This window comes from Deinococcus planocerae, assembly GCF_002869765.1.
Classification (GTDB): Bacteria; Deinococcota; Deinococci; order Deinococcales; family Deinococcaceae; genus Deinococcus; species Deinococcus planocerae.
In genome coordinates this window covers 65,251-88,172 of sequence record NZ_PNOR01000020.1, presented here as the reverse complement: position 1 = coordinate 88,172, position 22,922 = coordinate 65,251, and the positions used below count along the sequence as shown (strand labels likewise).

General features: G+C 71.9%; 21 protein-coding genes. 10 read left to right on the top strand and 11 right to left on the bottom strand.

Annotated elements, in window-relative coordinates:
- Positions 1-158: 158 nt before the first annotated feature.
- A complete protein-coding gene (locus tag A7B18_RS12885; RefSeq protein ID WP_102127096.1) occupies positions 159-881 on the bottom strand; it encodes a polysaccharide deacetylase family protein in 723 nt (240 codons plus the stop codon).
- Positions 878-2,077, bottom strand: coding sequence for an MFS transporter (locus tag A7B18_RS12880; protein WP_102127095.1), 1,200 nt, complete (start codon positions 2,075-2,077; stop codon positions 878-880). The genes A7B18_RS12885 and A7B18_RS12880 overlap by 4 nt, the downstream gene beginning before the upstream one ends.
- A gap of 59 nt (positions 2,078-2,136) precedes the next feature.
- Here A7B18_RS12880 and A7B18_RS12875 point away from each other — a divergent pair, with 59 nt between their 5' ends.
- On the top strand, positions 2,137-2,847 hold the full coding sequence (locus A7B18_RS12875; protein ID WP_102127106.1) for a glycosyltransferase: 711 nt from the start codon (positions 2,137-2,139) through the stop codon (positions 2,845-2,847).
- Here the strand turns inward: A7B18_RS12875 and A7B18_RS12870 are convergent.
- Positions 2,813-3,997: a glycosyltransferase gene (locus tag A7B18_RS12870; protein WP_102127094.1), complete on the bottom strand. Its 1,185-nt coding sequence runs from the start codon at positions 3,995-3,997 to the stop codon at positions 2,813-2,815. The two genes, A7B18_RS12875 and A7B18_RS12870, sit on opposite strands and share 35 nt — an antisense overlap.
- A gap of 134 nt (positions 3,998-4,131) precedes the next feature.
- On the opposite strand from A7B18_RS12870, the gene A7B18_RS12865 reads away from it, so the two are divergent.
- Positions 4,132-5,184, top strand: a complete 1,053-nt coding sequence (locus A7B18_RS12865; RefSeq protein WP_245872863.1) for a YkoP family protein — start codon at positions 4,132-4,134, stop codon at positions 5,182-5,184.
- 64 nt (positions 5,185-5,248) lie between these two features.
- Here the strand turns inward: A7B18_RS12865 and A7B18_RS12860 are convergent, their stop codons facing one another.
- Both A7B18_RS12860 and A7B18_RS12855 read right to left on the bottom strand, forming a co-directional pair.
- Positions 5,249-5,707 (bottom strand): hypothetical protein, encoded by a 459-nt coding sequence (locus A7B18_RS12860; RefSeq protein WP_102127093.1) that lies wholly within the window; start codon positions 5,705-5,707, stop codon positions 5,249-5,251.
- 168 nt (positions 5,708-5,875) lie between these two features.
- A complete protein-coding gene (locus A7B18_RS12855) occupies positions 5,876-7,993 on the bottom strand; it encodes an ABC-F family ATP-binding cassette domain-containing protein (RefSeq protein WP_102127092.1) in 2,118 nt (705 codons plus the stop codon).
- Positions 7,994-8,293: 300 nt separating this feature from the next.
- Between A7B18_RS12855 and A7B18_RS12850 the strand changes: the two genes are divergently transcribed.
- From A7B18_RS12850 to A7B18_RS12835, 4 genes are all read left to right on the top strand, one after another.
- Positions 8,294-9,331, top strand: a complete 1,038-nt coding sequence (locus tag A7B18_RS12850) for a LacI family DNA-binding transcriptional regulator (RefSeq protein WP_102127091.1) — start codon at positions 8,294-8,296, stop codon at positions 9,329-9,331.
- A 136-nt stretch (positions 9,332-9,467) separates the two neighbouring features.
- On the top strand, positions 9,468-10,490 hold the full coding sequence (locus tag A7B18_RS12845) for a sugar ABC transporter substrate-binding protein (RefSeq protein ID WP_102127090.1): 1,023 nt from the start codon (positions 9,468-9,470) through the stop codon (positions 10,488-10,490).
- A 92-nt stretch (positions 10,491-10,582) separates the two neighbouring features.
- On the top strand, positions 10,583-11,578 hold the full coding sequence (locus A7B18_RS12840; protein WP_102127089.1) for an ABC transporter permease: 996 nt from the start codon (positions 10,583-10,585) through the stop codon (positions 11,576-11,578).
- 2 nt (positions 11,579-11,580) lie between these two features.
- On the top strand, positions 11,581-12,408 hold the full coding sequence (locus tag A7B18_RS12835; RefSeq protein WP_102127088.1) for an ATP-binding cassette domain-containing protein: 828 nt from the start codon (positions 11,581-11,583) through the stop codon (positions 12,406-12,408).
- 73 nt (positions 12,409-12,481) lie between these two features.
- On the opposite strand, the gene A7B18_RS12830 is transcribed toward A7B18_RS12835, so the two are convergent.
- Positions 12,482-12,985 (bottom strand): Hsp20/alpha crystallin family protein, encoded by a 504-nt coding sequence (locus A7B18_RS12830; RefSeq protein ID WP_180970147.1) that lies wholly within the window; start codon positions 12,983-12,985, stop codon positions 12,482-12,484.
- 404 nt (positions 12,986-13,389) lie between these two features.
- Between A7B18_RS12830 and pyrR the strand changes: the two genes are divergently transcribed.
- The 4 genes from pyrR to A7B18_RS12810 all read left to right on the top strand — a co-directional run bounded on the left by pyrR (position 13,390) and on the right by A7B18_RS12810 (position 17,159).
- Entirely contained in the window at positions 13,390-13,938 is a 549-nt protein-coding gene (pyrR, locus tag A7B18_RS12825) for a bifunctional pyr operon transcriptional regulator/uracil phosphoribosyltransferase PyrR (RefSeq protein ID WP_102127086.1), read from the top strand.
- Complete coding sequence (locus tag A7B18_RS12820) at positions 13,935-14,882, top strand: aspartate carbamoyltransferase catalytic subunit (RefSeq protein ID WP_102127085.1); 948 nt, start codon at positions 13,935-13,937, stop codon at positions 14,880-14,882. Before pyrR ends, A7B18_RS12820 begins: the two co-directional genes overlap by 4 nt.
- A gap of 190 nt (positions 14,883-15,072) precedes the next feature.
- Positions 15,073-16,329 carry a dihydroorotase gene (locus A7B18_RS12815; RefSeq protein WP_102127084.1) on the top strand — a complete coding sequence of 419 codons (1,257 nt, stop codon included), beginning with the start codon at positions 15,073-15,075 and terminating at the stop codon, positions 16,327-16,329.
- Positions 16,326-17,159: a metallophosphoesterase gene (locus A7B18_RS12810; protein WP_245872862.1), complete on the top strand. Its 834-nt coding sequence runs from the start codon at positions 16,326-16,328 to the stop codon at positions 17,157-17,159. The genes A7B18_RS12815 and A7B18_RS12810 overlap by 4 nt, the downstream gene beginning before the upstream one ends.
- 3 nt (positions 17,160-17,162) lie before the next feature.
- On the opposite strand, the gene A7B18_RS12805 is transcribed toward A7B18_RS12810, so the two are convergent.
- From A7B18_RS12805 to A7B18_RS12785, 5 genes are all read right to left on the bottom strand, one after another.
- Entirely contained in the window at positions 17,163-17,582 is a 420-nt protein-coding gene (locus A7B18_RS12805; RefSeq protein ID WP_102127083.1) for an META domain-containing protein, read from the bottom strand.
- Between the two features lie 46 nt (positions 17,583-17,628).
- On the bottom strand, positions 17,629-18,453 hold the full coding sequence (locus A7B18_RS12800; protein ID WP_180970146.1) for an enoyl-CoA hydratase/isomerase family protein: 825 nt from the start codon (positions 18,451-18,453) through the stop codon (positions 17,629-17,631).
- Positions 18,450-19,730 carry an AMP-binding protein gene (locus A7B18_RS12795; protein ID WP_102127082.1) on the bottom strand — a complete coding sequence of 427 codons (1,281 nt, stop codon included), beginning with the start codon at positions 19,728-19,730 and terminating at the stop codon, positions 18,450-18,452. The genes A7B18_RS12800 and A7B18_RS12795 overlap by 4 nt, the downstream gene beginning before the upstream one ends.
- Positions 19,731-19,749: 19 nt before the next feature.
- Positions 19,750-21,825, bottom strand: a complete 2,076-nt coding sequence (paaZ, locus tag A7B18_RS12790) for a phenylacetic acid degradation bifunctional protein PaaZ (protein WP_102127081.1) — start codon at positions 21,823-21,825, stop codon at positions 19,750-19,752.
- A 70-nt stretch (positions 21,826-21,895) separates the two neighbouring features.
- Positions 21,896-22,921 carry a proline dehydrogenase family protein gene (locus A7B18_RS12785; protein WP_102127080.1) on the bottom strand — a complete coding sequence of 342 codons (1,026 nt, stop codon included), beginning with the start codon at positions 22,919-22,921 and terminating at the stop codon, positions 21,896-21,898.
- Position 22,922 lies beyond the last annotated feature (1 nt).

Here is a 22,922-nt window from a genome sequence, read left to right as displayed (position 1 = left end):
TGCCCGTCATCGCCGCCGAGGTGGGGAGCCTGCTCCGGGACGCCTCCCCGAGCGGTTGACCGTGAAGTCGTCGCCCTGAGCGAAGCACGGAGGCTTTCCCCGACGCAGACCGAACGGTGGGCCCCGCGCAACATGACCGTGTGCTCGTGTCCAGGAGGCTAGAGGCCGTAACTCGCCCTCAGTCGCCTCATGCCGGCGCGCAAGCCGATGCGCCGCATGGGCAGGTCACGCAGCCGGGCGGGCGTGAGGCCCCGCGCCTCCAGTCCGGCCAGCAGCAGACCGAGCAGTTCGGGCGTGACGGCGGGACCGTCGTGCAGCAAGACCACGCTGCCGGGCCGAACCTGCTCGAGGGCCCGCGCGGCGAGTGCCGCGGCAGGGGCGTCCGTCCAGTCCCGCCCCTCCACGTCCCGGGGGGGGAGGGGGGGGCGGGGGGGGGGGGCGAGGGGGGGGGGCGGGGGGCGGTGACCGCCGTAGGGGGGGCGGTAGAGGTGGGGGCCGCCCTCCCCCGCGCGGGGGTGCCAGCGCACCTGGGCCCACTCGCGCCAGGGGGGCAGCCCCAGGGCGTGGGTGTGCCAGCGCCCGTGCGACTCGACCCCGTGGCCCGCCTCCGTCAGGGCCCGCAGGAGGTCCGGGTGCCGCTCGCAGGCCGGGGCCGTCACGAAGAAGGTCGCGGGGGCCCCGTGCCGCGCGAGCACCGCGAGCAGCTCCGCCGTCCGCTCCCCCGGCCCGTCGTCGAAGGTGAGGGCCACCCGGGGGGAGGACCGATCGCCGGGACCCAGCGCCCCCCACCCGGCGGCGCGGCCCAGCCCGTCGGCGAGGAGGACGGCGAGCGCGGCGAGGCCGAGGAGGGCGCGGGCGGGTCGGGAAAGGCCCCGCCTCACGCGGGCTGCGCCGTCCGGCCCTCGGGGAAGGCGCGGCGGAAGACGATGTAGGCGAGGGCGGTCGTCAGCGCGAGCACGCCCCCCACCAGGAAGGGGCCGGGCACGCCGAGCTGCGCGAAGGCCAGGCTGCCCAGCAGGGGCCCGAGGGCCGTGCCCGCGTTCTCGAAGGTCATCAGGGCGCCCCAGGCGGCGGGGCGCTCGCCTTCCGGCAGGGTGCCCGTGACGAGGGCGGCCCAGCCGGGCGAGATGCAGGCGTACCCGAGCCCCGCCACCGCCGCGAGGGGGTAGAGCGCCCACACGGGCGGGGTGGCCGCGATGGCGCTCAGGGCGAGGCCGACCAGGGCGAAGCCCGCCGTCAGGGCGAGGCGGGCCCGGCCCCGGTCCGCCACCCGCCCGGTGAAGGGCAGCGAGCCGTAGGCGACCACCCCGCCCACCGCGAGCAGGGCGACCATGCCCCAGTAGTTCAGTCCCAGCCCCGGCGCGAGGGTAAAGAGCAGCAGCCCGAGCATGGACATGGTGACGTTTTGCATGAAGGCGGCGGGCAGCAGCGGCGCGAGCGCCCGGGCCGCGCGGCGCACCCGCTCGGGCGCCGGGGCCTGGCCCTCCTCCCGGGGGCGCACCCGGCGGGCGGGGAGGGCGAGGGTGGCGAGCACCCCCAGCGACTGCATCCCCAGCGCGACGAGCAGGGCGAGCCCCGCGTTCCCCTGGGCCAGCCCCCCCAGGAGCAAGACCCCCCCGCCGACGAGCGGCATCACCCCCAGCGCGACCCCCGTGATCGCCCGGCCCTGGTAGCCCTCCCGCGCGGCGTCGGCAGTGAGATTCATCGCCCCCGGCCACATCGCCGCGAAGCCCACCCCGTGCAGGGCGGCGATGAGGACGATCAGCCACGGCCAGTGCGCCAGCGGCAGCAGCGCGAGCGCGAGCAGGCTCAGGAGCGACCCCAGCAGCATCACCACCCGCAGCCCGCGCCGGGCGATCAATGCCCCCGCCGGGCCGCGCATCAGGGTGTCGGCGGCGAAATGGGCGGTCCACGCCAACCCCACGGCGGCCTGGGGCAGGCCCAGTTCCCGCGGCCCCGCCTGCGGGAGGTAGGCCGCGTACACCCCGCTGCGCACGAACTCCGCGCAGGCGAGCGCCACGGCGGCGGCGGCGACGGGCCCGAGCGTCCCCGGGCGCAGCGGCGAGCGGCGGGTCACGCCCGTCCCCCCACTGCTGGGGTGGCGGGGATTTCGCGATCACCTGCTAGCCTGTGCCCGTGCCGGACTTCACGGTCGTGATTCCCGCGCGCAACGAGGCGAAGTACCTGCCCCTCACCCTGCGCGCCCTGGAACGCCAGCTTCATCCCCCCGCGGCAGTGATCGTCGTGGACAACGCCAGCCAGGACGACACGGCGGCGGTCGCGCGGGCCTGGGGCGCCACGGTCGTCTCCTGCCACGTGCGCGGCATCGCCCCCACCCGCCAGGCGGGCCTGGACGCCGCGCGCACGCCCTGGGTCGCCTCCACCGACGCCGACTCGTTGCCCTGCCCCGAGTGGCTCGCGCGCTTCGCCGAGGCTGTCGGAAGTGGGGCCGCCGGAAAGGGGGACGCCGGGCCGGGGGGCTGTGGCCGGGTCGCCCTCTACGGGCCGATGCGCTTTTGCGGCGTGTCGCGGCCCGTGGCGGCGCTCTCGGGACTCGCCTACGGCACCTTCCTGCACGCCTGCGCGGTGGCCGGACGCCCCAACCTCGCGGGGGCGAACATGGCCTTTTCGCGCGGGGCGGCTCACCTTGCGGGCGGCTACCCCGACGTGGAGGCTTACGAGGACGTGCTGCTGGGGCGGTCGCTCGGGCGGCTCGGCGAGGTCGCCTACGTCCCCGGCGCCCTGGTGGAGACGAGCGCGCGGCGGCTGGAGGGGGGCTGGCTGCCCTTCCTGTGGCGCCACGCGCAAAACCTCAGCGGTCATACCAGGGGGTATTTCGGGGAGTGAGGGAGGCGGCCTCCGCCGGAAACGCGACCTCGCGCGGCGTGCCCAGCACGTCCGCGTACACGTCGAGCACCCGCTCGGCCACCCCGCCCGGCGTCCAGGCCGCGCCGAAGGCCCGCGCCCCCCGCGAGAGCCGCGCCCACAGCGCCGGGTCGCCCAGCACCTCGGCGGCGTGGCGGGTGAGGGCGGGCACGTCCCCGGGCAGGGCCAGGAAGCCGCTCTCCCCGTGCGCCGCCCCGCTCAGCGTGCCGCGCGCCCCGACCGCCACGACGGGCACGCCCATCAGTTGCGCCTCCTGGAGAACGAGGCCCTGCGTCTCGGTGTCGCTGGCGAAGAGGAAGAGTTCGGCGAGGCGGTAGTACGCCCCGATCTCGGTCCAGGGCCGCACGCCCAGAAAGCTCACCCGGTCCGCCACCCCCAGCCGCTCGGCGTGGGCCACGAGGTGCCCACGCTCCGGCCCCTCCCCCAGCACGACGAGGTGCGCGCCCGGCAGCCCGGCGAGCGCGTCGAGCACGAGGTCGAAGCGCTTCTCGCGGGCGAGGCGGCCCACGCTGAGCAGCCGCCGCGTGCCTGCGGGCCAGGGACTTTCGATGGGAGGCGCCGACCGCAGCACCTCGGGCCGGGCGGCGGTGGGGATGACGACCGGGTTTCTCACGCCCATCGCCTGGGTCACGTCGAGCATGGCGGCGGTGGGGGTGATCACGGCCTGGGCGCGGCGGTAGTACAACCCCATGATCCGGGTGACGACCCCGGTGTGCCTCTGGATGGGCGTCAGGCCGGGGAGGTAGTGGGTGTACGCCTCGATGTGGGTGTGGTACGTGGCGACGTGGGGCACCCGCCACTTGCGCGCCAGCCGCGCGCCCGCCAGCCCCAGGGTGAGCGGCGTGTGCGTGTGGACGAGATCGTACTGCCGCTCGAAGTCCTTGCGGGTGGGCCAGGCCAGGCGGTAGGTCGGCAAGAAGACGTACCGGACGCTGGAGACGCGGCGCACGTCGGGCCGGTCGCCCCGCTGCTCCGGAAAGAAGGGGGCGACCACCTCGACGTGGTGCCCCCGCGCCCGCAGTTCGTCACTCAGGAGCCCGACGCTGGTGACGATGCCGTTCTGGTCGGGCAAGAAGGTGTCGGTGAACAGACCGATACGCAGAGGTCTCACAGGCCCCCCGCATCCGTCCGGTTGTTAAAGGAAAGCTGAAGCATCACTGCCCGAGAGCATACGATGCCGCGGCTGATTCTGGCCTTCATCGGCCTTCAGAAATCCTCACGCGCCCGCCGCCGCTACAGTGGCGCATGACCGCTGCGCGCCGCGACCGTCGCCCCCGTCTCCCCCTGCGCGCGCCGCTCGTGCGCGCCCTCGTGCGGGCGGGAGCCCACGGGGCCTGGCACGGCGGTCACCCCGGCGACCCCCGCCTGGGCCTGACCGTCCCCGTCGCCACGCCCGCCGAGCTGCGGGGGGGGCTCGCGGTTCTGGACAACGCCGGGGTGCGGGCGACCCTGCTCGTCCCGGCCCGGCTGGCGGCCCTCGACCCGGAAGGGGTGCGGCTCGCCGCGGGCGCCGGGCACGAGGTCGCCGGGCAGGGGGACCCCGCCGGGCTCCCCGGCCTCGACGTGGCGGCGGGGGGTGCCGTGACCGCCTGGGCCCCCGACGCCCTGGGCCTGGGTCAGCTCCGCGCCCTGGCCGCCCGGGGGGTTCGCCCGCTCCCCCTGCCCTCCCCGGCGCCGGAACCGGGCCTGACCCTGCGGGTGTCTCCCAACGACCTGCCCGCCGCGCTCGCCCGGCTGGGGGCGCTGGGCTACCGGCCCGTCCCCGTGCGGGAGCTGCCGGAGGTGCGGCCCGCCACGCCGCGCGACCTGCTCATCCACGTGTACCGCCGCCTCGTGGACGACCGCTTCGCCCGCGCGCACGGGGTGCGGCCCCTCACCGAGCGGGCCGACGCGGTGATGCGGGTGGCCCTGCGGCCCAGGCCGGGCCCGCTGCCCTTCCCGCCGGGCAGCCTCGCCGCCGAGCTGCACCTGCACAGCCCGCGCCTGGTCGGCCTCAACGCGCGGAGTTCGCTGGCGGCCTACCGCGCCTACCAGCGTTCGCTGCGGGACGTGGCCCGGGCGCTGCGCGAACGGCCCGAGTTCCGTGAGGCCCGCGCCGTCTTCGCCGTCACCCTCTTCCACGGGCCGCTGGAGAAAAACGGCTTCACGGTGATGAGCCTGCCGCCCGCCCAGGCCCGGGTGTACGGGCTGGGCTTCCGGGTGATGCGCCTCGTGTACGGCACGCGGGTCGCGCCCTCGGAGACCGAGCCCCGGCTGGCCTGGATGGAGCGGGAGGCCTTCCTGGCCCGGCACGGCTGAGCGTCCCGGGACCAAAGGGACAGGGCCGCCCAGGTACGCGGGGCGGCCCTGTCCCTGCTCCCGCCTAGCGGCTGACGCTCACGCCCGCGCGGGGTTCGAGCGCGTAGAAGGCGACCACGGCGACGAGGGTCCCCACCCAGCCGGGGGCGGTGCCCAGGGAGAGTTCGAAGGGGCGGCCCAGCACCGTGCTCCCGAGCTGGCCCTGGAGCCTGTCCCCCTGCTGCTGGGCGACGACGTTCCAGCCCACGATGGGCTCGCCCAGAAAGCCCGTCACCCGGTCCACCCCGCGCAGCACGAGGCGCTGGCCGCCGACGTTGCCGCGCAGCTCGCCTTCTTCCAGCTCGATGCGGACGCTTTCCTCGCCCACGGTGCCCTGCACGCCGCGCTCGGTGATCTCCAGCTCGATGTCCTTGCCGTGGAGCTTGCCGCCCGCCCGGCCCGTGATGCGGTCCCCGTCGATGGCGCAGCGGACCGAGTACCCGTCCGCCTCGCCGCCCAGACGGCCCTTGATGAGGTCTTCCATGCCGGGGAGTATAGCGGGGCGCGGGAAGAGGTTAGGGGGAAGTGGGAGAAGACTGCGGCGGCCCGCTTAACCCCTCTGCTGCGCAGCTTTGCGAGTCCTCTTCAAGGGAGGCAACAGAACTGGTATTCTAGCGCAAAGGTCGTCCCTGGCTCCCCTTGAGGAGCGCTGTCAGCGGGGCTGACCGAGGGGTTGCTCCTCCCGACCGCCCCCCGGCGCCACCCCGGTCCGCTCGAAGTACTCCCGCCGCGTCAGCACCGGCCCTCCCTCCCCCAGCCGCGCCCGGCCCACGTTCCAGCGCTCGAAGAGGATGCGCAGCGCCCCGCCGAGGAGGGCCGCGCCGTACCACGCGGGGGGCGGCTCGCTGAAGCGCAGGGTGTGGCCGTCCCAGGCGAGGTGCGGGCAAGCCTCGTCGCGGGCGGCCCAGAACATGCCCCCGACCTCCCCGAGGCGCTGGGCGCGGACGGTCAGCGGCGGCTCGCGCACCTCGGCGTCGAACTGCGGGGCGGCGAAGGCCTGACCGTAGAGGTCGTAGAGGTGGGTCTGGAGCTGGTGGGCACGGGCGCGCAGCCGCGCCTCCTCCCGCCCGGTCAGGGTGCCGGGGGGCGCGTCGAGCCCCCGGCGCACGTCCGCGAGCTGGGCCTCGGTGACCGCCAGACGCTCGCGGGGGGTCGGCGGAGGCGGGGGCGGCGGAGGATCGCCCGTCAGCGTGCGCGCGGGGTCGGTGTACTCGCGGCTGCCCCACCCGGTGACTTCCCTCAGCCCCGCGTCCTCGATCACCCACAGCCGGGTCGCCACCTCGCGGGCGAAGCGGCGGTCGTGGGTGACGATCACGACGGCGCCCCCGTAGGCGTGGACGGCCTCCTCCAGCGCCTGCAAGGCCTCCACGTCGAGGTGGTTGGTGGGCTCGTCGAGCAGCAGCAGGTCGGCGCGCAGGGCGCTCACGAGGGCCAGCCCCGCCCGCGCCCGCTCGCCGCCGCTGAGCGTTTCGGGGGTCTTGGGCCAGTCGGCGGCGACGAAGCCCGCCCGGCCCAGCAGCGCCTTCGCCCGCTCGCCGAACCTCCGCTCGAACTGCGCCCGCAGCCCCTCCCCCGGTGTCAGGCCGTGCCACGTCTGGTCGAGGCTGGCGACACCGACCCCATTCGCCACCCGGAGCACGGGTTCGGGCCCGCCGGGCGCAGGCGGGTCGGGGTGGGTCTCGCCCGCGAGCAGCCGCATCAGGGTCGTCTTGCCCGTGCCGTTCGCGCCCATCAGGGCCACCCGGTCGCCCTGCCTCAGCTTGAAGGCCACGCCTTGCAGCACCGCCCGGCCCCCGTAGCTCTTGGAGAGGTGCTCGCCCCAGGCCACGAGCCGCGCCCGCGCCGTCCCCGCGAGGAGCCGCATCCGGATCTGCCGCTCGGGCAGGGGCGCCTCCGTCACGGGGAGGCGGTCCACCCGGGACTTGAGGGCCCGCGACCGTCTTCCCCACTCGCCCTCACGCTCGGCGCTGCCCGACAGGCGGGCGGCCTCGCGTCCACTCAGGTGGGCGGCCCGCGCCTGGGTGCGGCGTTCCAGGTCGCGCTGGGCACGGGCGCGGGAGTAGCCTCCCGGGTACTCGATCCCCTCGCCGCCCTCCAGCCACAGGCTGCGGGTCGCCACCGCGTCGAGGAAATCGCGGTCGTGGCTGGTCAGCAGCACGCCGCCCCCGAAGGCCCGCAGGTGGTCTTCGAGCCACTCGCGCATCCGCACGTCGAGGTGGTTCGTCGGCTCGTCGAGGATCAGGAGGTCAGGCTCGCGGGCCAGCGCCAGCGCCAGGGCGAGGCGGGTGCGCTCCCCGCCCGAGAGGGTGGCCGCCTCCCGGCCCAGAAAGCGGGTGAGGTCGAGCACCCCCAGCGTCCGCGCGGCGCGGGCGGGCCAGGTGTAGGCCCCGGCGTCCTCCAGCCGGGCGTGCAGGGCCGTCCAGGCCGCGAGCGTCCCCGGGTCGCCCAGGTTCGCCTCCAACGCCAGCAGCTCGGCCTCCAGTTCCCGGTAGGGGTGCGCGGCGTCCAGCAGGGCGCGCACCGTCAGGCCGGGCGGGTGGGCGTGGTGCTGCCCCAGCACCCCCACCCGCAGGCCCGGAGAACGCCACACCGTGCCCTCCTCGGGAGTCAGCTCGCCCAGCAGCACGCGCAGCAGGGTGGTCTTGCCCGCCCCGTTGCGCCCCAGCAGGGCCACCCGCTCCCCGCTCGCCACCCCCACAGCCACGCCCGACAGCACCGCCCGCTCCCCGAAGGACAGGCTGAGGTCGGCGGCGGTGAGCAGGATCGGCACCTGGCCCGCAGGCTAGCGCAGGGCCCCCACCCGCCCCTACACGAAAACGAAAGCCTCACCGCCCGCACGCACGGGAGCGTGGCCTGGAACACACCCCCGCAGGACGCCTTCCCCGCCTCTTTGAGGAGAGCTTGACATTTCGCCCGCGGTCGAGCAGACTCGCCTCACGCAAGTTGAAATCGTTTGCATTTCCGAGCTGGGGCGCTCTCCAGAGGATGGCCCCTTCTCAACGGCTGAGCCGTCCTTCGGGGCCTCCTGCCGGGAGCCTCGCAGCCCCTTCGTGAAAGTGAAACCGTTTGCATGATCGGTCTGGAAGACGTCGCCAAACTCGCGCAGGTGTCGGCGGCCACGGCGTCGCGGGCGCTCACGAAGCCGGAGCTGGTGGCCGAGGCGACGCGGGAGCGGGTGCAGCACGCGGCGCGGACGCTGGGGTACCAGCCCAACGTGCTCGCGCGCAGCCTGCGCCAGCGCGGGAGCCGCACGCTGGGGCTGGTGGTCACCGACATCCTCAACCCCTTTCACGCGACGCTTGCCAAGGGCGTGCAGGACGTGGCCGAGGCGCAGGGCTACACGGTCTTGATGTTCAACTCGGACGAGGAGTCCGCCCGGGAGCGCCGGGCCTTCGAGACGCTGCGCGGGCACCTGCCGCGCGGACTCATCGTGGTGCCCACGCCCGCCACCCACACCAACCTCGACCTGCTGCCGGGCCTCCCGGTGATCGAACTCGACCGGGCGAGCGGTCGCGCGAACGCGCACACGGTTCTGGTGGACAACGAGGCGGGGGCAGAGCGGGCGGTGTCGCACCTCGCCGCGCACGGGCACCGCCGCATCGGCATGATCGTGGGACGGCGCGACATCAGCACCGCCATCGAGCGGCACGAGGGCTACCGCCGGGCGCTGGCGGACGCGGGCATCCCCTACCGCCCCGAACTCGTGCTGCCGGGCGACCACCGCGAGGCGGGGGGCCGCGCCGCCGCCCACGCCCTGCTCGCCCTGCCCGCCGGGGAGCGCCCCACCGCCTTGTTTGTGGGCAACAACGAGATGACCGTAGGCGCCGTGCTCGCCACCCGCGAGCTGGGGCTGCGCCTGCCGGGCGACCTTTCCGTCGTGGCCTTCGACGACTCGCGCTGGGCCCAGACCATCCTCCCGGCCCTCACGGTGGTCGCGCAGCCCGAATACGAGCTCGGGGCGCTCGCCTGCCGCACGCTGCTCGCCCGGCTCGCGGGCGAGGAGGTCCCCACCGCCGTGCGGCTGAAGACCACCTTCATCGAGCGGGACTCGGTGGCTCCCCCCGCGGGGCAGCCCCGCCCGCAGCCCCACCCGGCGGGTTCGCCGTGACCGCCCCGCCGCACCTCGCCAACCCGCCCGGCGCCGCCCTCGGCACCGTTCCAGGCCCCTGATTCCTCCCCGCCTCGCCCTTCCCCTTCCTGTCCGCCCCCGGCCCCCCGCCCCCCTTCAAGCCCAGGAGAAGACCATGCGTACCCCCACCAAGCTCGTGACCGCCGCCCTCGCCGCCGCCACCGTCCTTGGCCTCGCGTTCGCGCAGGGGAACCAGCCTGTGATCGGGCTGATCACGAAGACGGACACCAACCCCTTTTTCGTGAAGATGAAAGAGGGCGCCCAGAAGGAGGCCACCCGCCTCGGGGCGCGGCTGATGACGGCGGCGGGCAAGGCGGACAACGACAACGCCTCGCAGGTCACCGCCATCGAGAACATGGTCGCGGCGGGCGCGAAGACCATCCTGATCACCCCGGCGGACTCCAAGGCGATCATCCCCGCGATCAAAAAGGCGCAGGCCCAGGGCGTGCAGGTCATCGCGCTCGACTCGCCCACCGACCCGGCGAGTGCGTCCGACGCCCTGTTCGCCACGAACAACTTCCAGGCGGGGGTCCTGATCGGGCGCTACGCGAAGGCCGCGATGGGCAATAAGCCCCTCAAGGTCGCCACCCTCGACCTCTTCCCGGGGCATCCGGTGGGCATCGCCCGGCACAACGGCTTCCTGGCCGGGCTGGGCGTGAAGGACAGCTCCGGCAAGGCGATCACGGCCCAGACCCCCACCAATGTGATCGGCGGCGTGGTGGTGTGCGCGCAGGACTCCTTCGGCGACCAGGCCAAGGGGCAGACCGCGATGGAAAACTGCCTCCAGAAAAACCCCGACATCAACCTCGTGTACACGATCAACGAGCCCGCCGGGTACGGCGCGCACCAGGCGCTGAAGAACGCGGGCAAGGACAAGGCCGTGATGATCGTCTCGGTGGACGGCGGCTGCAACGGCGTGCGCGGGGTGCAAAGCGGCGTCTTCGCGGCGACCTCGCAGCAGTACCCGCTGAAGATGGCGGCCCTCGGCGTGGCGGCGGGCGTGGAGTTCGCCAAGACCGGCAAGAAGGTGAGGAGCGGCTACACCGACACGGGCGTGAACCTGATCGCCGCGAGGGCGGTGTCCGGCGTGCCCAGCCAGAGCGTGCAGTACGGCCTCGCCAACTGCTGGGGCCAGTAAGCCCCGGCGCCTGACGCGCCCCAGACCCAGGGGGAAGGTCCGCTTCAGGCTGGCCTTCCCCCGCCTTCACCCGCAAAGGAAGACTTCGGCGCATGACCACCCCTCCTGCCCCCCTCGCCAAGGCCCCCGACCGCCTCACCCTGCGCGAGCGGCTGCCCAACATCGCCATCCTGGGGCCGCTGCTCGCGCTGCTGCTCGCCGTCATCTTCTTCTCCACCCAGTCCGACCGCTTCCTGAGCCCGCAGAACTTCTCCCTGATCTTCCAACAGGTCTCCTACGTCGCGGTGCTCGCCATCGGGCAGACCCTGATCATCCTGACCTCGGGCATCGACCTCGCGGCGGGCGTGATGATGGCGCTCGGCGGCGTGGTGATGACCCGGCTGGCGGTGAACTCGGGCCTGAACCCCTTCCTCGCCATCGGGCTGGGGCTGCTCGCCACCACCTTCATCGGGTGGATCAACGGCCTGCTGATCACGCGGCTGCGGCTGCCACCCTTCATCGTCACGCTGGGCATGTTCGGCATCGTCTTCGGGGTGACGCAGGTCTACTCGCGCTCGGAGACGGTCTCGAACCTGCCCGCGCCGCTGACCTTCTTCGGCTCCACCTTCCAGATCGGAACGACGACCTGGACCTACGGCACCCTGCTGATGCTGGCGCTCTACCTTCTCACCCACCTCATCCTGACGCAGACCTCGCCGGGCCGTCACCTCTACGCGGTCGGCAACAACCCGGAGGCTGCGCGCCTGACGGGCATTCCCACGAACCGGGTGCTGCTGATGGTCTACACGCTGGCGGGGCTGACCTACGGGATCGCCGCGCTGCTGCTGACCGCGCGCACGGGCGTGGGCGACCCCAACGCCGGGCAGACCGAGGCGCTGGCGTCGATCACCGCCGTGGTGCTGGGCGGCACCTCGCTCTTCGGGGGGCGGGGCGCGATCATCGGCACGCTGCTGGGGGCCTTGATCGTCGGCGTGTTCACCAACGGCCTGACCCTGATGGGCGTGCCCTCGGTGTACCAGTACATCATCACCGGCCTGCTCACCATCCTGGCGGTCGCCGTGGACCAGATTTCGCGGAGGAAGGCGTGACCATGCAGACCTCCCCCTCACAGGCGGGCGCCGTGCCGGTCAGCCCCCCCGTCTCCACCGTCTTCGAGGCGCGGCAACTCGTCAAACGCTACGGCCACGTCACGGCGCTCGACGGCGTGGACTTCGAGTTGCGCGCCGGGGAAATCCTGGCGGTGATCGGTGACAACGGGGCGGGCAAGTCGAGCCTGATCAAGGCGCTCTCGGGCGCCATCGTCCCCGACAGCGGGCAGATTCTCCTCGACGGCCAGCCGGTGCACTTCCGCAGCCCCATCGACGCGCGGCGGCAGGGCATCGAGACGGTGTACCAGGACCTCGCCGTGGCGCCCGCCATGACCATCGCCGAGAACCTCTTCCTGGGCCGCGAGCTGTACCGGGGCGGGGCGATTGGGCGGATGCTGCGGTTGATCGACAAGAAGCGGATGCTGACCGAGGCGACCGAGCACATGAAGACCCTCCAGTTCTCGATCCGCTCGATGACCCAGCCCGTCGAGACCCTCTCCGGCGGTCAGCGGCAGGGGGTAGCGGTGGCGCGCAGCGCGGCCTTCGCCCGGCACGTGGTGATCATGGACGAGCCGACCGCCGCGCTCGGGGTCAAGGAGGGCAATATGGTGCTCGACCTGATCCGCCGGGTGCGCGACAAGGGCCTGCCCGTCATCATCATCAGCCACAACATGCCCCACGTCTTCGAGATCGCCGACCGCATCCACATCCAGCGTCTGGGGCGCCGCGCCGCCGTCGTCAACCCGCGCAAGCTCAGCATGGCGGACACCGTGTCGGTGATGACGGGCGCGCTGGAACCGTCCAAGCTCTCGCCGGATGTGCTGGCCTGAGCCGCCTCCCCTGTTCCAGACAGCAAAGCTCCCGCCGAGGTGATGCCCGGCGGGAGTTTCGTCTGGGAGAGGCTTATGCGCCCTGGGTGCTCTCGGCGTTCTGCGTCTCGGTGGCGGGCGTGTCCTGCCCGGCCTCGACGGTCCTCGGGGCATTCAGTTGCCCGCCCGTGCGGACCTGGACGGTGCGCTTCTGGGCGGCTTCACTGCGGGGCACGCGCAGGGTCAGGGTGCCGTGGTCGAAATTCGCCTCCACCTTGGTGAGGTCGTACTTCGCGGGCACGCTGAAGGTGCGCGAGAAGGTGCCGTAGGCGCGCTCGACCCGGTGGGCGGTGCGGCCCTCGCCCCGGCTGTAGCTCCGCTTGGCCTGCACGGTCAGCGTCTGGTTCTCGGCCTCGATCTGGATGTCGTCAGGCTGCACGCCCGGCAGGTCGAGGGTCAGCTCCAAGCCCCCCTCGTCCTCGTGCACGTCCACGGGCGGGGCCAGACGGGCCACCTGGCCGCTCACGCCGCCGCCGAAGGCACGGTCCATCCGCTGGGTCAGTTCCTCGATCTCACGAAAAGGGTCAAAACGCATCAAGGTCGTTACCTCCTGTGACTGGAAGCGGCTCGGCAGCTCCTGCATCGCCCTCCGCTCAACTGCCTATAGCTTAAAACCTGAGTGCCGACGTGTCAAGTTTAGTGCGTCTTTAAGGGGGCGGTCAGGCTGAGCTTTGGTCATCCCCTCCCCACCTGCCTCGCCCCGGTGTACACTCCCCGGGGCAGCGGGCAGACACGCCCCCCGGCCTTTCTCAGCGGCCCCGTGAGACCGCACCCGCCCCGTGAGGCAGGAGAAGGAGCGAAGATGCACCATGATTTGACGGGCCGACAGCCTGCGCTGGGCGGCGTTTTTTTTGGGCAGATGGCGAAAGGCGGAAGGCAGAAGGCCGGGAACGCCTTTGCCTTCTGCCTTCGGCCTTCCGCTCTCCCCAAGGCGGAGCGCCCGTGACGCCGAAAGCCACCATCCTCACCGCCGACGAGGTGCGCCGGGCGCTGACCCGCATCGCGCACGAGATCGTGGAGCGCAACCGGGGGGCGGAGAACCTGGCCCTGATCGGCATTCACACGCGCGGCATCCCGCTCGCTGGGCGGCTGGCGGCGAAACTGAGCGAGCTGGAGGGGGTGGACGTGCCCACCGGACGGCTCGACATCACCCTCTACCGCGACGACCTGACGGAGATCGCCCGCCAGCCCATCATCCGGGAGACGCAGGTGCCCTTCGACCTCGCCCGGCGCCGCGTGGTCCTCGTGGACGACGTGCTGTACACGGGCCGCACCGTGCGCGCCGCGCTCGACGCCCTGATCGACCTGGGCAGGCCCGAGGGCATCCAACTCGCCGTCCTCGTGGACCGGGGGCACCGCGAGCTGCCCATCCGCGCCGACTATGTGGGCAAGAATCTCCCGACCGCCCGCACGGAGGTCGTCAAGGTGCGGCTCACCGAGACGGACGGGGTGGACCTCGTGGAGTTGCACGACGTGGAGACGCTGCGATGACGGCCTTCACCCTCTCCACGTCCGCCCGCCCCCGGCACCTGCTCGACTTTCAGGGCTGGTCGCGCGAGCGGCTGACGGCCCTTCTCGACAACGCGGACACGATGAGTCAGGTGCTCGACCGCCCGGTGAGGAAAGTCCCGGCGCTGCAAGGGCTGACGGTCTGCACGGCCTTTTTCGAGAACTCCACCCGCACGCGCGTGAGTTTCGAGCTGGCCGCCCGGCGCATGAGCGCGGATGTGGTTTCTTTTGCGGCGGGCGCGAGCAGCCTGAGTAAGGGCGAATCCCTGCGCGACACGGTGGAGGTGCTGACCGCCTACAAGGTGGACGCCTACGTCGTGCGGCACCACGCGGCGGGGGCGGCGCATCTGGTGGCACGCTACTCCGGCAAACCCGTCATCAACGCGGGGGACGGGCGTCGCTCGCACCCCACCCAGGCCCTCCTCGACGCCTACACGGTGCGGCAGGAGTTCGGCACCCTGGAAGGCCTGACGGTCGCCATCGTCGGCGACGTGCGGCACTCGCGGGTGGCGCGCAGCAACGCGGAACTGCTGCCGAAGCTGGGCGCGAAGGTCGTGCTGTGCGGCCCGGCGACCCTTCTCCCCGAGGGGCTCGCCGCGCTGCCCGGCGTGACGCTGACGACCGACCCCCGCGAGGCCGTGCGGGGCGCGCATGCGGTCATGGCCCTGCGCCTTCAGCAGGAGCGTATGGACGCCGGATACCTCGCCAGCCTTCAGGAGTACGCCGACACCTATCAGGTGAACGAGTCTCTGATGCGGGAGGCCGAGAGCGGCGCCATCGCCCTGCACCCCGGCCCCATGAACCGCGACCTGGAGATCAGCTCGGACGTGGCCGACGGCCCACGCAGCCGCATCGTACGCCAGGTGGAGAACGGGCAGGCCGTACGGATGAGCGTGCTGTATCACCTGCTGGTGGGGCGGGAGTGACTTCTCCCTCTCCCCCTGCGGGAGAGGGCCGGGATGAGGGGGCGACGACGCAGGCGCCAACGTGGGCAAGATGCCCTGCCTCTTCCACAGGCCGCGCCGCAGGTCGCTTGCGTTCACCCCCTCCCAGCCTCCCCCACAAGGGGGGAGGAGCAAAAGGGCCGATGCGTTCTGCTGCATTCAAGGAACTGAAATGACACAACTCACCATCACCAACATCAAACGCCCCGGCTCCGAACGGCTCGAATCCATCACGGTCGAAAACGGCGTCATCCAGGGTTGGAACCTCGGCGAACTCGGGGAAGTCGTTGACGGGCAAGGTGGAACGGTCGCACCCGCCCTCATCGAACTGCACGCCCACCTGCGCGAGCCGGGGCAGACGGAGAAGGAAGACCTCGCCTCTGGGCTCGCGGCGGCGGCGGCGGGGGGGTACGGGACGGTCGTGTCCATGCCCAACACGCTCCCAGTCGTGGACGACCCGGCCACCGTGCGGGCGCTGATCGAACGAGCGGAGGGGCTGGGTCTTGCCCGGCTGAAGCCCGCCGCCGCGCTGACGAAGGGGCAGCAGGGCGAGCAACTGGCGGAGCTGACCTACCTCAAGGAGGCGGGGGCCGTCATGTTCACCGACGACGGGCGGACGAACGAGAATGCCCGCGTGCTGCGCCTGGGGCTGGAGTACGCCCGCTCCCTCGGCATGGTCGTGAGCGTCCACGCCGAGGACGCCTCCCTGCGCGCCGACGGGGTGATGAACGAGGGGCCGGTGTCCGAGGAACTGGGCCTGCCCGGCAACCCCGCGGCGGCGGAGGCGGCCCGCGTCGCCCGCGACCTGGAGATCGTGGCCCAGACAGGCGGGCGGCTGCACGTCCAGCACCTCTCGACCGCCCGCGCGCTCGACCTCGTGCGGGAGGCGAAGGCGCGCGGCCTGCCCGTGACCTGCGAGGTCTGCCCACACCACCTGACGCTGACGGACGAGGCGCTGCGGTCTTTCGACGCGATCTACAAGGTCGCCCCGCCGCTGCGGACCCGGGCGGACGCCGACCACCTCCTCAAGGGGCTGCTCGACGGCACGGTGGATTGCCTCGCCACCGACCACGCGCCGCACACGCGGGCGGAGAAGGAGCGCGACCTGCTGAGTGCGCCCTCCGGCATCGCGTACATCGAGATCGCCTTCCCGCTGATGTGGACGCGCTTCGGGGAGCGGTTGGGGCTGGAGAAGCTGCTCGACCTGATGACGGGGGCCCCCGCCCGCGTGATGGGCTGGCCCGAGCCAACCTTGGAGGAGGGCGCCCCCGCCGACCTCGTGGTGCTGGACCTGGGCACCGAGCGCGAGGTCAACCCCGCCGAGTTCCGGAGCAAGGCCAAGTTCACCCCCTGGGCGGGCGAGACCCTGAGGGGCTGGCCGACCCTGACGGTGGTGCACGGAAAGGTGGCGTTCCGGCGGGAGGGGTGAGGCACGCGGCGGCCTGGCTGGGCGCCCTGGGCCTGAGTGCGTTCGCCGGAGTCGCGCTGGCGCAGGCGTACACCTTCGAGGTCAATCGCCACGAGCGCGGGCTGCCCGGCCTGCGTGCCCCGCTGCGGGTGGTGCTGCTTTCGGACCTCCACTACGGGGCCTACATCGGGCGCGGGTCGGTGCGGGTGTGGGTGGACGCGGCGCTGGCCCTGCGGCCCGACGTGGTGCTCGTCACGGGGGACTTCGTGGACGCCGAGTCCGTCGTCTCCCCCGCCCCGCTCTTTCCAGAACTCGCCCGGCTGCGCGCCCCCCTCGGCGTCTGGGGGGTGTGGGGCAACCACGACCACGAGTACGTGGGCAAGGTGGCCCGGCGCTCCCGGCAAACGGTTCAGGGGGTGCGGGAGGCGTTCGAGCTGGACCTCCGGCGGGCCGGTGTGCGCCTCCTGCGCAACGGGGGCGTGAGACTGCGGGAGGACCTGTTCCTGGCGGGCGTGGACGACCTGCGGCGGGGACGGGTGGACCTGGGGGCGGCCCTCGCCCACGCTCCGGCCCACGGCGCCGTGCTCCTCCTGAGCCACACCCCCGATCTCCTGCCCGAGGTGCCGGGGCGCGTCGGCCTCACCCTGTGCGGGCACACGCACGGGGGCCAGGTGTGCCTGCCCGGGCCCTGGCCCGTCGTCACGTCCAGCCGCTATGGGCGCCGGTTCGCCTCCGGCCTCGTGCGGGGTCCGGCGCCCGGCTTCGTCTCTCGCGGGCTCGGCGTGACGACCATTCCCTTCCGCCTGAACTGCCTGCCCGAGGTGGTCGTCTTCGATTTCGTGCCCGCTTGAGGGTTAGCGCTCGTCGCCCGAGCCTCCCGGGCGCTCGAAGGTCAGCCGGGTCGTCTTGGAAAACAGCACGAGTTGTCCCGCCCCCCCGCCCACGACGTACTGCTCCGCGCCGTTCAGCGCCGCGAGGAACGCCTCCGGGATGGCGAAGGGGCAGCGTTCACCGGGCGTGGGGGCGAGAGGCCGGACATTGAGGGCGACCCTGCTGTCGGCGGCCTGGGCGGACCCGTCGAAGCCCCCGCACCCGAAGCGGCCCTGCACTGTGCCGTCCGCGATCACGAGGTAGGCCGTGCCCGGGGAGACGTGGCCGCCCCCCAGGCCCTGCACGTGGGTGAGCTGCCACGTGCCGCTCAGCGGGGAGGCCGTGGCTGCGTGTGCCGCGGGGAGCAGGGTCGCCAGGGCCAGCGGGAGGAGGAAAGGACGCATACCCCAGGGTGGGGGAAGAGGGTGATGAGCTTCTGACAGGCGGGCCTCAACCCTCACCCGCGTCGGGAAAGTTCGGCGGGCGCTTCTCCCGCAGGGACGCCACGCCCTCGTGCACGTCCGGCCCCGAGAAGCCCAGGAACTCCAGCGCCAGCGAGGCGTCGAAACTCGGCCCCGCCAGCCGCAGCCAGTTGTTCAACGCCTCCTTCGTCCAGCGCACGGCGGTGGGGCTGCCCTGGGCAAGACGCCGGGCGACGGCGAAGGCGCGGCCCAGCAGTTCCTCTTCCGGCACGCACAGGCTGACCAGCCCGATCCGCTCGGCCTCCGCCCCGCTCAGCGGCTCGTTGAGGAGCAGGTAATACTTGGCCTTGTTCAGCCCGCACAGCAGCGGCCAGACCATGACGGCGTGATCTCCGGCGGCGACTCCCAGCCGCGTGTGGCCGTCGAGGATGCGGGCGTTAGGCGCCGCGAGGCTGATGTCCGCGAGGAGGGCGACGGCGAGCCCGGCCCCGACGCAGGGCCCGTGAATGGCGCTCACGACGGGCTTGGAACAGTTGATGATGTTGTAGACGAGGTCGCGCGCTTCCTTGTGAACTCGGGCGCGCGTCTCCCACGACTGGGCCATCTCCGCCACCAGGCCCAGGTCCCCACCGGAGGAAAAGCCCCGGCCCTCCCCGCGCACGACCACGCAGCGCACCCGGGGGTCGAGGTCCACCTCGCGCCACACGTACGCCAGATCGCGGTGCATGGTCGCGTCGGCGGAATTGAGCGTTTTCTCGTTCGACAGGATGAGTTCGAGAATCCCGTCCGGGTGCGCCCCGAACTTCAGGGACGCGAAGCGCTCCCGGTAGAGGGTCAGGTCGGGCGCGGTCAACGGCTCTCCCGCAGGTCCAGCACACGCCGCAGTTTGCCGCCCTCGCTGCGGGGCAGGCTGCCGACCTCGCACAGCTCGCAGGCGATGGACACGCCCACCTGCGTTTTCACCAGCCGGACGACCTCGTGGCGAAGGGTTCCGTCGAGGGTCGTGCTCTCCACCCGGAGCATGAGTTCGTCCATCATCCCGGAGCGGGAGAGCACCAGTTGGTAGTGCGGGCTGAGTTCGGACAGGTGCGCGAGCACCGCCTCGATCTGGGTGGGGTACACGTTCACCCCGCGCAGGATGATCATGTCGTCGCTGCGGCCCCGGATGGCGTCCATGCGGCGCACCGTGCGGCCCGTGGCGTTCTCGCCGGGCAGCAGGCGAGTGATGTCGCCCGTCCAGTAGCGCAGCAGCGGCAGGGCGGTGCGGGTCATGGAGGTGAGGACGAGGACGCCGTACTCGCCGTCGGGCAACACCTCGCCCGTCTCCGGGTCTACGATCTCGGGGTAGAAATGGTCCTCCCAGAGGTAGCTGCCGCGCTGCTCCTCCGCGTCCTCGTTGCTGACGCCGGGGCCGATGATCTCCGAGAGGCCGTAGATGTTGGTGGCCCTCACGCCCAGGCGGGCCTGCACCTCCTGGCGCATCGTCTCCGACCAGGGCTCGGCGCCCAGGACGGCGTAGCGCAGGCTGAGGGTCTCCGGGGTGTGCCCGCGCCGGGAGAGCGCGTCGGCGAGGACGAGGGCGTAGCTCGGCGTACAGGCGATCACCTCGGGCTCCAGGTCCTCGATGATCTGCACCTGCCGCTCGGTGCCGCCGCCCGACACGGGGATGACGCCCAGCCCCAGCCGCTCGCCGCCCGCGTGCGTCCCCAGCCCGCCCGTGAACAGGCCGTAGCCGTAGGCGTTGTGGAAGAGCATCCCGGGCCGCGCCCCCGCCGCGTACAGGCTGCGGGCGACCACCTCGGCGAACACGTCGAGGTCGTTCTCGTCATAGCCGACGACGGTCGGTTTGCCGCTCGTGCCGCTGGAGGCGTGAACGCGGCGCAACTCGGAGCGGGTCACCGAGCACAGGCCGAAGGGGTAGCCGTCTCGCAGGTCGCTCTTGCGGGTGAAGGGGAAGCGGCGCAGGTCGGCCAGCGTCCGCAGGTCGTCGGGCAGGACCCCGGCCTGGTCGAACTTCTCCCGGTAGGCGGGCACGCGCTCGTTCAGCCGGGCGACGGTGGCCTGCAAACGCTCCAATTGCAGGGCGCGCAGGGCGGGAAGCGGCATGGCCTCCGCAGACGGGTTGAACATGGCTGATGTTACCGCCGGGTCAGGCATGGGCCGTCCCCTCCTCCCGCGCCACCAGCGTCAGGATCGAGTACGTCGCCACGAGCACCTCGTTCTGATTGGTCACGTCTACCCGCCACTTCACGACCCCGGTGGTGGGCTCGCCCGGCCTCGGGTCCTTCGCCGTCTTGCTCTGCACGGTCAGGCGGGCGCGGATGGTGTCGCCGAAGCCCACCGGCTCGGTAAAGCGCAGCCCCTCCAGCCCGTAGTTCGCCAGCACCGGCCCCACCCCCGGATCCACGAACAGCCCCGCCGCCGCGCTCAGCACGAAGTACCCGTGCGCCACCCGCCGCCCGAACAGGCTCTCCCGCGCCCCGATCTCGTCGGTGTGCGCGTAGAAACGGTCGCCGGAGAGGCCCGCGAAGGCGCTCACGTCCGCCTCCGTCACCGTGCGGCGCGGGGTCAGGAGGCTGTCACCCACCTGCAACTCCTCGAAGGTCTTGCGGAAGGGATGCACCACGTCCTCGCGCACCTGGGCCCCCGGCACGTACTCGCGCGTGACGGCGGTGAGGGTGGTGGGATCGGCCTGCACGGCGACCTTGTTCATGTGGTGCCGCACGCCCGCGAGGCCCGCCAGCTCCGCGCCGCCGCCCGCCCGCCCGGGGCCGCCGTGCAGGAGTTGGGGAAGCGGCGAGCCGTGCCCGGTGCTCTCCCCCGCGTTCTCGCGGTTGAGGACCAACAGGCGACCGTGCGTGCTCGCCATCCCCAGGACGAGTTCGGTGGCCTCGGCGCGGTCGTGGGTGACGATGCTTCCGACGAGCGAGCCGCGCCCCATCCCGGCGAGGCGGGCGGCGTCCTCCAGCGTGTCGTAAGGGAACAGGGTAGCGACCGGGCCGAACGCCTCCAACTCGTGCGGGCCGCGTGCCGTGAGGGGCGACTCGCACAGCAGCACGGTGGGGTCGAGGAAGGCTCCCTTCTCGCGGTCGCCGCCCAGCAGTTCGCGCTCCTCGCCGCCGATGACGAGGCGGGCCTCACGTTGCAGGGCATCCAGCGTCCCCCGCACCCGCTCGCGCTGGTCGGTGCTCACCAGGGCGCCCATCCGCACGTCGTCGCGGGCGGGGTCGCCCAGGGTCACCTTGCCGAGTTCGCGGCGCAGGGCCTCCACGACCTCCTCTACCCAGTCACGGGGCACGATGGCGCGGCGAATCGCGGTGCATTTCTGCCCGGCCTTACTCGTGATCTCGCGCGCCACCTCCTTGACGTAGAGGGCGAACTCGGGGTCCCCGGGCCGCACGGTCAGGCCCAGCACGGAGGCGTTGAGGCTGTCGGCCTCGATTTTGAAGGGCACGTTGCGGGCGACGATGTTCGGGTGAATCCTGAGCTTCGCTGCCGTCGCCGCCGAGCCCGTGAAGGCCACGAGGTCCTGTTCCTCCAGGTGGTCGAGGAGGTCGCCGGGCTCCCCCGTCACGAGTTGCAGCGCCCCCTCCGGCAGCAGCCCCGAGGCGATGATGTCGCGCACCACCCGCTCGGTGAGGTAGGCCGTCTGCGGCGCGGGCTTGACGAGGCTGGGCATCCCGCCGACGAAGGCCTGCGCGAGCTTTTCCAGCATCCCCCACACCGGGAAGTTGTAGGCGTTGATCTGCACCGCCACGCCCTCGCGCGGCACGAGGAGGTGGCGGCCCACGAAGGTCCCGCCCTTGCCCAGCCGCTCCACCTGGCCTTCGGGCAGGAAGCGTTCGTCGGGCAGGTCGCGGCGGGCCATGCTCGCGTAGCTGAACAGAGTCCCGATCCCGCCCTCGATGTCCACCCAGCCGTCGCGCCGGGTCGCGCCCGTCAGCAGGTTGAGGGTGTAATAGTCCTCCTTGCGCTCCAGCAGGTATGAGGCCAGCGCCCGCAGCGCCCGCGCCCGCGCGTGGAAGGTCAGCCGCCGGATCGCCGGGCCGCCCACCTCGCGCCCGTAGCGCAACGCCTCGCCGAAATTCACCCCCTCGGAGGAGATGACGGCCACGGGGCGGCCATACACGGCGTCCACGAGCGTCTGCCCGTCGGCGCCCGCGTGCCAGGTGCCGTACACGTAGGAGGCGGGGCGCAGGATATCGGGGGTGGGAAGGGTGGTCATGGAATTCCTTGTTCGTCAACGAGAACGGATGTGCAGAGCCGGGAGCAAAAGAATGAAGGCTCGAAAGCCGTTACTGCCGCCGCCCGCCCAAATCTATCCCTATCGCGTCAACGACCGCCTGGAGGACACGGATGGGTTGATCGGCAATGCGGTTGCAGACATACAAAAACCACTCACTACCGAAGACGACGTATTCCCGAGTCCGGTAGCCCCTCGAACGGAGAGAATCGAGGCGCTCGCTGCCCAGCCCCATCAGAATCTCAAACTCGAACGGCTGTTCCCGATGGTGCTCTGCCTCGATAAAAGCTTGCAAATCCGTGTGAATTCCGGGATCACTGGTTGCTATGGAGCACGGGTGGCCGGACGCGATGAGTTGCCGAGCATAACGGCGGTAGGCGTCTCCCGTCTCCGTGCTCTCGAACGGGTATGCCACCGAGGGGCTTTCATGATAAGCCCCCTTGACGAGCCGAATTCGGCCAGGCCGTTCGAGAAGGCGCGAAAGATCGCGCTCCGTGCGAAGCATCCTGGCCTGGATGGTGATGCCCACGTTCCCGAACTGCTCGTTTAGCCGCTTATGCAGCCTGTTATACATTTCGAGCGTGGCGTCCGTGCGGTCTGACCCCTCCATCGAGATCATGACCTCCTGACCGATGTTCTGGGCAGCCCGCGCGATGTGGCACATGTTCTCGTAACAGAGATCTTCGTCAACGAGTGATCCGACATGCGAAATGTCCAGGGACAGGGACGATTCCAGCCCCCGCTCGCCCAGAGCCGCCGCAAGCTCCAAGATAGCTTGTGTCTCGGTTCTCGCTTTTCCAGCATCACGGCAGCTCTCGCCCATGTAATCCACAGTGGCCGCATGACTACGGGCGTTAATCTCGGCAATTCGAGCTAACGCTTCCTCCCGCGTTTCTCCTGCGACATAGCGCCTGCTCACCCTCTGGAAAATCGCAAGTAGAACCGGGTCTTGTTCCAGGTAAGCCTTGACATCCTCGCGCAACGCCAGAGAACGGAGCGTATCAGACACCTGATGAACAATAGGCTGCCATTCGGTCGGGAAGTCCGGGCGAAAGACAGGCGTATCCGTTGCAGTCATC